A 10,514-nucleotide genomic window follows, 5' to 3' on the forward strand; every position below is an offset into this window, starting at 1 on the left:
TTAGTCTTTAGAACAGGGTTTAAATCACATTTTGATTAATTTTTACTCAGAATAATCAACTGTACTCTAATAATTACTATTAAAGTTTATAAAAATTGCTCCTTCAGGTATATTTCATCGTATAAACTCTAATTTTACAGAGAAAACAAAGGATTTTTACTGCGTGAACGATACTCAAAATAACTCACCGCTCAATAAACCTGTTTTTTTGACCTCATCCCTTGTCATTGTGTGCCTGCTTATTTTTGCTGCAGCCGCGCCCACCACAGCTGATGCACTTTTCAAATCCATGCAAAGTGCAATAGTGACCAACGGTAGCTGGTTTTACGTACTCACAGTTGCCATTGTGCTGCTGTTTGTGGTGTATCTTGGCATGTCGCGATACGGGGAAATAAAGCTTGGCCCCGATCACGCAACGCCCGAATTTTCGTTTAAAACCTGGCTTTCAATGCTGTTCGCTGCGGGTATGGGTATTGGTTTAATGTTTTTTGGGGTTTCAGAGCCCCTAATGCACTTTCTGGCGCCCCCTACCGCTGAAGCGCAAAGCGTAGATGCCGTAAGAGAAGCTATGAAAACCACCTTTTTCCACTGGGGGGTTCATGCTTGGGCAATATACGCGGTAGTAGCACTTATATTAGGTTATTTTGCCTATCGTCAGAATTTACCGCTTACCTTACGATCTGCCCTCTACCCGCTTATTGGAGATCGAATCTATGGTTGGCCGGGACACATCGTAGATATATTCGCAGTTACTTCTACTGTTTTTGGTGTATCCACATCACTGGGATTAGGTGCCTCGCAAGTTAACGCTGGTTTTAACTACTTATTCGGAATGCCCTCTAGCGTAACCATGCAAATACTCATCATGGCTGGTATTGTGGGGTTAGCTGTTATTTCAGTAGCCACAGGCCTTGATAAAGGCATACGTATTTTGTCTGAAACCAACATGGTTTTGGCAATTCTATTGCTGCTGCTCGTGCTTATACTCGGCCCTACCGTATTTCTGTTACAAGCCTATATGCAAAACACAGGTGCATATCTCTCAGATATCGTACGCAATACATTCAACTTATTCGCTTATGAAAAAACCGATTGGATTGGTGGTTGGACTATTTTCTATTGGGGCTGGTGGCTTGCATGGGCGCCGTTTGTTGGCTTATTCATCGCTCGTATTTCTTATGGCCGTACTATTCGTGAATTTGTAATGGGCGTGTTGCTTATACCGTCAGCCTTTACCCTTTTCTGGATGACAGTTTTTGGTAACGGTGCTATTGAACAAGTAGTGGTACAAGGCAAAGATGCCATCATTCAAATGGTGAACGAAGATACCGCGGTAGCCCTGTTCGTCTTCTTAGAGCAATTCCCGTTCTCCTCGGTACTTAGCTTTATTGCCGTATTGATGGTGGTGGTCTTCTTTGTTACTTCATGCGACTCAGGGGCTATGGTTGTAGACATGCTATGTTCGCGAGGTCGAAACGACACGCCACTATGGCAGCGGGTATACTGGGCTGTGGGCGTAGGCGTTGTAAGTGCAGTGCTACTATATGCAGGGGGCCTAGGTGCGCTACAAACCATGACAATAGCCTCGGCATTGCCTTTTGCCATTGTATTGCTTATAGCCATTGCAGGGTTATTAAAAGCACTTAGAATAGAATCGTATAAGCGTGAAAGCTTACAAGTGCTAACTGGCACACCGCTACATAGCGATGTTGATAAAAACTGGAAAGGTCGTTTAGAGAATATCGTTACGTTCCCAGATGAAGCTGCAGTACGCCGCTTTGTTAACAAAACTGTGAACAGCGCCATGGTTGAAGTGGGCGATGAATTTAAGGCACAACAATTTGATGTAGCAATTGAAGACACTGCAGAAGCATTGATGCTAACGGTTTCAATGGGTAATGACCCCGAATTTGTTTACTCGGTATACATTACTGCCACCGAACAGCCAGAATTTGGCCCATCTGATACGCCTAAGGTAGACGAAAGCGAAAAGCCCACGTACTATCGCGCAGAAGTGCACTTAAGTGAAGGTGGGCAAAACTATGACATCATGGGTTGGTCTAAAATTTCTGTAATCAACGATGTGATTGACCAGTTCCATAAACATCAGCACTTTATACATTTGCTTAAGTAACGATTGGTTACTAGTTCGTTGGAAGAAGAATGCGAAAAGAAGAAGAGTTGTTAGTAGCACTACGGCGTATTATTCGCGCCGTAGATTTACGCAGCAAGCAATTAAGTAAACATGTGGGGCTAACTGGCCCACAGTTGTTGGTGATGCAGAACATACAAGAGCGCCCTGGCATCATGGTGCGTGAAATTGCAGATTCCATTAACTTAAGTCCTGCGACTATCACCAATATCCTTGATAGGCTAGAAGCAAGAGATTTAGCAACGCGGATACGCAGTACCCAAGATAAACGTAAGGTAGGCGTGTTTCTTACCGAACGGGGTAAAGCGGCAGTGGTAGACGCCCCTCGCCCGCTGCAAGAACACTTTGTTGATCGCTTCGCGCAGCTTAAAGAGTGGGAACAAAGTCAGATGGTTGCAACGGTGCAGCGTATAGCCACCATGATGGATGCAGAAGATATTGATGCGTCACCATTCTTAGAGCTTGGTAGCATTACAGAAAAAAATCTTTAATTAGACACTCTTTTTGCGTACCCGTAAAACAAAAAAGCCAGCATGCTGGCTTTTTTAGTTAAGGGATAATGCCTATAAAAGCGTGGCTATTTGCTTTTTCCGGTTGCATTGAGATTGGCGATGCTACTTCGGATTTGCCGTGTCCTTTTCTGTTTCAAGGGTCTGTTTATCCCCTTTAGTTTCTTTGGCTTTAAGCGGGTTCACCCTGCCGCCTGTCACTTTATCGGCACGCCCTTCTTCTTTGGCTTTCTCGGCGCGACGTTTACGAATTTCTTTGGGGTCGGCGATGAGTGGTCGATAAATTTCAATACGATCGCCCTCTTTTACTGTGTCACGCAGCTTTACCACCCGACTCCAGATTCCTACCTTGCTATTGGCTAAGTCGATATCGGGAAATTGCTGCAATATACCTGACGTATTGATAACGTCTTCTACAGAAGCCCCAGGTTTAATGGCTAACTCTATTAGTGCTTGCTGCGTAGGTAGCGCATAGGCCACTTCACAATTTATTAAGTCATCACTCATGCGTAAACTCTTTTTGCCCGCTCGGTAAAGGCTTGCACCATATTCGTAGCCAAACTGTTAAACACTTTACCAAACGCCAGTTCAGCCAATTTACTACTAAATTCAAAGTCTAAACGTAGTTCAATTTTACACGCTTCTTCAGACAACGCTAAAAACGTCCAACCGCCCGAAAGTGAACGAAATGGACCGTCGACAAGGTGCATATCAATGCGTTTCCCCTGCTCAAGCATATTATGGGTAGTAAACCATTGCTTAATACCCGCTTTGGCCACAAGCAACGAAGCTTTCATATTATTCTCTGAAGCCTCTAACACCTTACTGTCGCTGCAACCTGGTAAAAATTGTGGATACGCAGCCACGTCGTTCACCAATTCGAACATCGCCTCTGCGCTGTGTGCCACCAAAGCACTGCGTTGAATACTCGGCATATATTCCACTACTTCAAAATTAAAAGCGGCATTGTAGCACAGAATTTTCGCCCCGCTCACCTTCGCTTTTGCGGTTTTGGCCCCATATTGGCTTGTGTATGAGTTTAATATTAACTTACAAAAACCGTTACGCTCGAAGTGCCAAAATTTCCTTCGCTTGTACAGACATTCTTTCACACAATCAGTATACTAGCGCTTATGAAAAAGAATAAAGCCAACAAAAATACCACCGGAAACATCGCGCAAAATAAAAAAGCGCGTCATGACTATTTCCTCGAAGACAAGTTTGAAGCAGGCGTTGCCCTTCAAGGCTGGGAAATTAAGAGTATCCGTGCAGGTAAAGTAAACATTACCGATGCCTACATTATCATTCAAAATGCAGAAGCCTACTTGGTAGGGTGTAGAATAAGCCCGTTAAACCAAGCGTCAACCCATGTCGTTGCTGAGCCAGAACGAGCCAGAAAGCTACTGTTGAAAAAGCGTGAACTAGACCGCTTAATGGGCGCCCGTGACAGGCAGGGTTACTCCATTGTAGCCACGTCTATGTATTGGAAGAAATGCTGGGTAAAACTAGAAATACACCTTGCTAAAGGTAAACACGAGCGTGATAAACGAGACTCGTTAAAAGATAAAGACTGGCAACGCCAGAAAGAAAGAATGATGAAGCACAGCGTTTAGCGCTGTGCCCATTACACCGGTTACCCTTGGCTCAAGCGGTAACAAGTGATTAGCCTTATATAGTCGAATTTTCCCGATGGCGTTTGTTAGCCGCAACGTCTCGCTTAGTCATTGCCTTACGATGCATTAAATCGAGCAACAAACTCCACAAAGGTGATGGATTTCTAAGGGTTGTTAAGTTGTTACCTAAACGTCGCAGCTGACGTCTTACCATGGCCATGTTCGCCAAACTTGCTAATGATTTATCGCGCCAAGTGCAGTCAGGAATAACACCAGAGTAACTCCATTCTTGCTGCCATTTTTTCGCTAAATCTGGGGTGAAGGCTAACGCACTTGCAAGACCCACGAGTTCACACCCCTGCCCAATAACCTTTTCAGCCACTGATGCGCGTTTAATGCCTCCGGTAGTCATCAACGGGATATCCGTTTTACTTTCCAAAGTTTGTGCAAATTCTAAAAAATAAGCTTCGCGGGCCAAGGTGGTATTGTCGCGCGTTTGCCCTTGCATGGCAGGTGCTTCATAGCTTCCACCAGACAACTCTACCACATCGACACCTAAGGCTTCTAAGCGGTTAACCACCTCGCAAGCATCATCAAAACTAAACCCGTTTTTCTGGAAATCAGCAGAATTCAACTTCACCATTACGATAAAATTTTTCGGACAAACCGCACGAACCTGGCTAACGATATTAATCAACAATCGGGCGCGGTTAATAAGAGAACCGCCCCACTCATCTTGACGTTGATTAGTAAGCGGCGACAAAAACTGAGTGAGTAGATACCCATGTGCAGCGTGTATTTCTACCCCGTCGAACCCGGCTTTTTCTGCCTGCTTCGCAGTTTGAACAAAACGCTGACACACTTCATGAATATCTGCGCAGGTCATTTCCCGGGGTTGAGCAAAAAGTTTTGAATGCTTGCCCATATCAAGGGGAACGGCAGAAGGTGCAATAGCTTTACCCTGCATGTTCTTAAACACCTGGCGCCCAGGATGATTAATTTGCATAACTGCGAGTGCCCCGTTGGACTTAATAATTTTAGCCCAGCGTTCAAACGCTTCTAAAGGCGTTTCTTTTTCGAGCGCAACGCCGCCAGGGCCGGTCATCGCCTCTCTATCTACCATTACGTTACCGGTAATTACCATACCTAAATTACCGTGAGCCCAGTAGCGATATAGTGTATAAAGCGCACTACCTGGCAAATTACCTGCACTAGACATGTTTTCTTCCATAGCAGATTTTACCAAACGGTTACGCACGGAAACGCCACAGGGCAATGTGTATGGTGTATATATTTTGGAATTTACAGACATTGGCACTTCAAAGGAAATTCTAAGCCCCGATACTGTAAAGGTTCTTGACGATAAATGCATCATTTGAAAGTGATTTTATAAAAGAAACGTTTAACACACTAACAGTTATGCTATAATGCAATTTCACACTCGGGGCTGATTAGGATTCGACAGGATCTAGGAAGCCGGAGGTGCATGCAGAGGTGCGGCTGGCCTCTTAAAAAAGCCGCAATTAAATAGTCGCAAACGACGAAAACTACGCACTAGCCGCTTAATAACCGGTATAGGCCCTTCCACCACAGCTTAGTTTGCTAGCGTGGATTCGGAAGGTCATATAAGCAAACTAGCGAGGGAAACTCTCCTGAGGTTGAACCGCGAAACAGTATCAGGACAGCTACTAGGAACCCTGTTTGTCGGGGTCCGAAGTAGTTAAAGAAAAGACAAACTAAGCATGTAGTACCAAAGGTAGACATTTTCTGGACGCGGGTTCAAATCCCGCCAGCTCCACCAATTCAGAGGTGCAAATCGTTTTAAAACAATGATTTGCACCTTTTTTGTTTGTGTTGCTACAACGGTGTGTCACGATTTGGTGTCACGAAATGAAAAACCGTTATCTACATAAGAACAGATTTGGTGTTTACTGTTTGCGCTTTAGTATATTGGCAAAAGCAAAGCAGGGACATCTTCAACTTCAATTCTCATTAAAAACCAAAGAATACGCTCTCGCATTCGAACGCTACTGTGCAGTTATGCCCTCGGCGAGCTCCATACTGACAAAATTTAGAATTAATAAACATATGAATGACTCAGAAATCACTCAACTTAAAGACACTCTAAAAGAAATGATAGAGAGGGTTGTAGAAGCGAAAACCGATCCCTCGATTGTGAAGTGGATGGCCCCCATCAGACAGCGAAGATTGGACAATAAAGTCGACGATGTATTCAAATCTACTGAACAACTTGAAGAAAAGGTTCAACGGTTAGAGCGCGAATTGCGTCTTTCTAAAGACAAAGAGAATACTTTGCTCTCAGCTCTAGCCACAGGGGCTTCGGCAACTCCTAGCTCAACTCCTAAGTCAACCAACTCCCGCTCTCTCGGTGAGCTTATAGACAGCTATTACACATACAAAGAGAGTACTTGGGGCGATAGAACGGCAAAGCAAGCATTGTCGAACTTTACCCGATTTGCGGAGATAGTCGGTTTCGAAACAATGTCGACATCTTTGGATAGCAGAGCAATAGAGCGTTATTTTAACACTCTTAAATCATTACCTAAGAATATTGGTAGAGAACGATTTAAAGTCAATCTAGAAAAGGCCGATGAGATTTCAGCTTGGTGGGCGAATGCAGCCAAGCGTTCAACTGGAACCCCCCTCTCAAGTGGAGGGCTTGAGAAGCACTTTTCAGACATAAGGGGATTCCTTGCATGGTTGCATGAGCGACACTTTGTCGATTTGGACTACTCAAAGCATCTCAAAGTTGCTGTATCAAAGGGTAACAAGGTTAAAGAAACTCGCGGCATGTATGAATCACTTCACATAAAGAAGATTTTTGAAAGTTACATTTATACAGATGAAAAGCGTTTTCGAGAGGCGCCAAAAAGCTTCCACTTTTGGGCCCCTCTCATTGCGACACATTCGGGGATGCGCATATCGGAAATCGCCTGCCTCGAAGTTCAGGACATAGATACTGTTGAAGGCGTACTCGTGTTTTCAGTTAATGATATCTGGAAAACATCTGACCTCAAAGATGGGGGAGTATCAAAGTCTAAGAAAACATCGGACTCGATTCGGAACATCCCAATCGCTGAAGCCGTTTTAGATGCAGGCCTAATCGAATTTATCGGTCGAAGAAAATCAGGTTTACTGTTCCAAGACTTAAAACTAAGCTCGAATAAAGGCCAAGGCAATATGGTTTCTCGATGGTACAACGAATTCTTCGTTGAGTATGCCAACGTACCTCGAAAAAATGACCGAGGCATTCCCTTAGCGTTTCATTCGTTTAGGCACACCTTTGTATCTCTACTTGATAAAACACAAATCGATGGAAGCCCTCTGAGGCACGATGAGAGTTATTATGTTACAGGGCACAGGGATGACAGCGTGCGCACCCAAACTTACAACCACGGTAGCTACAGCCTCCCTTACATAAAGAAATACATTGATGCCATCGACTTTGGCTTTGATTGGAAAAATGTATCTTATGAAAGGTTCATCAAGAGACAAAAGTACTCTGGCGTATAGAGGCTGTGTACTTCAACAGTCCATTCGTACAGTATCGAGTATACACTTAAATCGTCTATAGTAATCCCCTAACAACAGGAGGATTACATGACTAGAATAGAGCTCATAAACCAGGTTGACGAGATAGAGTTAATTGCATCATTAATAAATGAATCAACTAATTCTCATTCTTGTTCAGAACGTCAATGGGAACTACTAAAAGAAGGGACTGAATTAATTAGACAAAAGCTTAGCTTAATGCAAAACGAACTAGAATTGAGTTCTCTAAGCTAAACCACAAAGTAAAACTTGGTGCGCAGGGTTTAACGAAAAAGCGCTCCTAGTTAATGACTAATTCAATTCACTGTTCCGTTCTGTCGCTAGAGTACAGTATTTCCCAAGCTTATAATCCGCTATAAAAATGGGTTTTAACTCCTTTTTATATTTTGGAGTCCAAACCACTCTGAATTCATGTTGCCCCGAAAATTCGGGGCCTTTAATAAATGCCGGGTTCATTCCCAAGTTTTTACCGTCCCAGTGCTCATCTCTGCTTTTGTAGACAACAGGCATCCAGTCAACTCTTTTAATCAAAACCATACGATTAATTGCAAGAGTAAGCGTTTCAATAAACCCTTTAATATCATGTATTCTGGCACAACTATTAGAGCCTTCCAGTTCTTTCAAAACATCTGTATCGCAACTCGTTGAAAAACAGAGTACATAGCAATCAGCTGCATTAACGTTGCCGCTATAGCTCAAATTTTTGATACTCTTAAGGTCATCTTCTAATGAAGTACCTGCTCCGTACTCATACCCGTTAACATCCTTTTGAAGGTAAGCCACCATATCTTCTCCGTCTGGCCCTTTCATTTCAACTCGACGCCCTGACTTGACCCTACTCCCAGTCATATTAGTAAACAGTTTTTTTGTTCCCTCAAATTGGTCTTGGATCCCCTTACCGTGTTCCATGCGTCTAAAATCGTATAGGGTTCCTATTCTTAGTATTCCTAGCGCACACAAACTAGTATTGAATCTGCGTTCTGTGAATCTATAAATATACTTCAACTTGTAATTCCTTTTAACATGGGCTCTCTAATCCTAGCAGGAGTACTCTGTAATACACTGCTTATTTCGAGCTCTTCACTTCTAATCGGCGCAGGCCGCTAACTGATTATTAATCACTCTGCGTTCGCGGGGTTTAAATTCCAATTTAAAAACTTCTGTAATTTTAATGAATTTGTCTAAGTACTTGCATCGATAAGAATGGTTTGAAGGCATCCACGTAGAAGGTCCCTTCGCCCCCTTTGAACGATTGGCTCTGGAATAAACAGCGATTGTGTTAATAGGGGCGTTCGCAAACTCTCTCCTTAATGCAAGCGGCCAATCATCAGCGCCATGCTCATAAGCCCACTTTAGAGGCACTATGTGGTCAATATCGAGGTCATCATCATCGTAATAGACTTTATCAGTGTAGGGGTCGTACCAAGCCCCTGTAGTTACCTGACAATTCGACTTATCAGTGAATACAACTGGGATACTTGATTGAGTAATTAAAACCTCGGCCCTTGTGTCTTGGCAATCTTTGTCATCATCAACCCAGTGCGGAAACAAATCCCTACTGTATTCACTATCTATACCCTCTCCATTCGTTACTCGATAACCTGAGTACATTCGCCCACCTTTGGCTAAACAGGTGTCGATTGTCGCGTAGACTTTGAAGCGCTTAAGTTTAGAGTACCACCGGCTATCAATATCATGACATATGCCGGATGAAGACTTCTTAACCACATTGATATGCTGAGCTGCATGACTTTGACTAAGAGTGATTGCGAAACATGAAATAGTTAAAGCTGTTACTACTGACTTCACTGACTACCCTTATACATCACCAGAGGCGCTTTGAATCATAGTTTTTAGTTCATCAACGCTAAGTGTTTTGTCTTTTCGACGATGTACTATCGAGTGACAATTTGCACATAAGGGAACTAAGTCGACTTCAGGATTTAAAGCTCTAGGCTCTTCATAGGTCGAAACTGGCACACTGTGATGAATGTGAATAAAGCCTTCGGCATATTCACCATAATATTCACCAAAGTTAAAGCCGCATGCTTTGCACGAATCTCCATGAATAGCTATCGCTTGATTACGATACTTTTGATTTCTTTCATAAGTAGTAATATTGCATGTTCCGGCCCATTCCGATCACCCATTTCGGTTCAATCCGATCACTGATTTCGGTCTAATCCGATCGCTTATTTCGGAGTTATCCGATCAAAAATGACGTTTTTCCGAAATCACTGATCGGAATACCGAAATCTTCTTCTTTTTCTCACTAAATCAATTGGTAAGCTCAACTTCATCACTTTATTGAAGGAACGAGTTGCCATGGCGAGAAAGAGAACCGATATGAGAAAGATTAAAGACGTCCTGCGTCTCAAATTCGAAGTAGGATTAAGCCATCGAGACATCGGCCAATGCTTAAGTCTCGGCCCTTCAACCGTGAGTGAAATCCTCTCGCGCTTTAAATCCAGTGATTTATCGTGGCCGCTGCCGGAAGCGCTAAACGATAAAACGCTCGAAGCGCAGTTGTATAACACTGGGCCAGTTCAGCGCCAAAAACGGCTGCCTGACTTCATGCTTATGCAGCAAGAGTTGAAGCGCAAAGGCATGACTAAGCTGTTACTGTGGGAAGAGTATTGCGCCGAAGATAGTGCGTCAGCTTATGGT

11 protein-coding genes, 1 other RNA gene and 1 pseudogene are annotated in these 10,514 nt (G+C 43.4%); 7 read left to right on the forward strand and 6 right to left on the reverse strand.

Features of this window, described 5'->3' with window-relative positions; all coding sequences use genetic code 11:
- The first annotated feature begins 163 nt into the window (after positions 1-163).
- Together GTH32_RS10740 and GTH32_RS10745 are read left to right on the forward strand one after the other, a co-directional pair.
- Positions 164-2,134 (forward strand): choline BCCT transporter BetT, encoded by a 1,971-nt coding sequence (locus tag GTH32_RS10740; RefSeq protein WP_163085583.1) that lies wholly within the window; start codon positions 164-166, stop codon positions 2,132-2,134.
- Positions 2,135-2,163: 29 nt separating this feature from the next.
- Entirely contained in the window at positions 2,164-2,643 is a 480-nt protein-coding gene (locus GTH32_RS10745; RefSeq protein ID WP_163085585.1) for a MarR family winged helix-turn-helix transcriptional regulator, read from the forward strand.
- A gap of 123 nt (positions 2,644-2,766) precedes the next feature.
- Here GTH32_RS10745 and GTH32_RS10750 read toward each other — a convergent pair whose 3' ends face one another.
- Both GTH32_RS10750 and GTH32_RS10755 read right to left on the reverse strand, forming a co-directional pair.
- Entirely contained in the window at positions 2,767-3,168 is a 402-nt protein-coding gene (locus GTH32_RS10750; RefSeq protein WP_163085587.1) for an RnfH family protein, read from the reverse strand.
- Positions 3,165-3,596: an SRPBCC family protein gene (locus GTH32_RS10755; RefSeq protein WP_163085589.1), complete on the reverse strand. Its 432-nt coding sequence runs from the start codon at positions 3,594-3,596 to the stop codon at positions 3,165-3,167. Before GTH32_RS10755 ends, GTH32_RS10750 begins: the two co-directional genes overlap by 4 nt.
- A 198-nt stretch (positions 3,597-3,794) precedes the next feature.
- Here GTH32_RS10755 and smpB point away from each other — a divergent pair, with 198 nt between their 5' ends.
- Complete coding sequence (smpB, locus tag GTH32_RS10760; RefSeq protein WP_163085596.1) at positions 3,795-4,274, forward strand: SsrA-binding protein SmpB; 480 nt, start codon at positions 3,795-3,797, stop codon at positions 4,272-4,274.
- 55 nt (positions 4,275-4,329) lie between these two features.
- Here the strand turns inward: smpB and GTH32_RS10765 are convergent, their stop codons facing one another.
- Positions 4,330-5,586: an NADH:flavin oxidoreductase/NADH oxidase family protein gene (locus GTH32_RS10765; RefSeq protein WP_163085598.1), complete on the reverse strand. Its 1,257-nt coding sequence runs from the start codon at positions 5,584-5,586 to the stop codon at positions 4,330-4,332.
- A 131-nt stretch (positions 5,587-5,717) separates the two neighbouring features.
- Between GTH32_RS10765 and ssrA the strand changes: the two genes are divergently transcribed.
- From ssrA to GTH32_RS10780, 3 genes are all read left to right on the forward strand, one after another.
- Positions 5,718-6,075: a transfer-messenger RNA gene (ssrA, locus tag GTH32_RS10770) on the forward strand.
- A gap of 89 nt (positions 6,076-6,164) precedes the next feature.
- Positions 6,165-7,808: a tyrosine-type recombinase/integrase gene (locus tag GTH32_RS10775; RefSeq protein ID WP_163085600.1), complete on the forward strand. Its 1,644-nt coding sequence runs from the start codon at positions 6,165-6,167 to the stop codon at positions 7,806-7,808.
- Positions 7,809-7,895: 87 nt separating this feature from the next.
- Positions 7,896-8,081: a hypothetical protein gene (locus tag GTH32_RS10780; RefSeq protein ID WP_163085602.1), complete on the forward strand. Its 186-nt coding sequence runs from the start codon at positions 7,896-7,898 to the stop codon at positions 8,079-8,081.
- Between the two features lie 57 nt (positions 8,082-8,138).
- Here GTH32_RS10780 and GTH32_RS10785 read toward each other — a convergent pair whose 3' ends face one another.
- The 3 genes from GTH32_RS10785 to GTH32_RS19780 all read right to left on the reverse strand — a co-directional run bounded on the left by GTH32_RS10785 (position 8,139) and on the right by GTH32_RS19780 (position 9,965).
- On the reverse strand, positions 8,139-8,756 hold the full coding sequence (locus GTH32_RS10785; RefSeq protein ID WP_163085604.1) for a hypothetical protein: 618 nt from the start codon (positions 8,754-8,756) through the stop codon (positions 8,139-8,141).
- Between the two features lie 177 nt (positions 8,757-8,933).
- Positions 8,934-9,656 carry a GmrSD restriction endonuclease domain-containing protein gene (locus tag GTH32_RS10790; protein ID WP_163085606.1) on the reverse strand — a complete coding sequence of 241 codons (723 nt, stop codon included), beginning with the start codon at positions 9,654-9,656 and terminating at the stop codon, positions 8,934-8,936.
- A gap of 9 nt (positions 9,657-9,665) precedes the next feature.
- On the reverse strand, positions 9,666-9,965 hold the full coding sequence (locus tag GTH32_RS19780) for an HNH endonuclease (protein ID WP_163085618.1): 300 nt from the start codon (positions 9,963-9,965) through the stop codon (positions 9,666-9,668).
- 207 nt (positions 9,966-10,172) lie between these two features.
- Between GTH32_RS19780 and GTH32_RS10800 the strand changes: the two are divergent.
- Positions 10,173-10,514: pseudogene (locus GTH32_RS10800) on the forward strand (IS21 family transposase); the annotation flags it as partial.

It is taken from the genome of Alteromonas profundi (assembly GCF_010500865.1).
Classification (GTDB): domain Bacteria; phylum Pseudomonadota; class Gammaproteobacteria; order Enterobacterales; family Alteromonadaceae; genus Alteromonas; species Alteromonas profundi.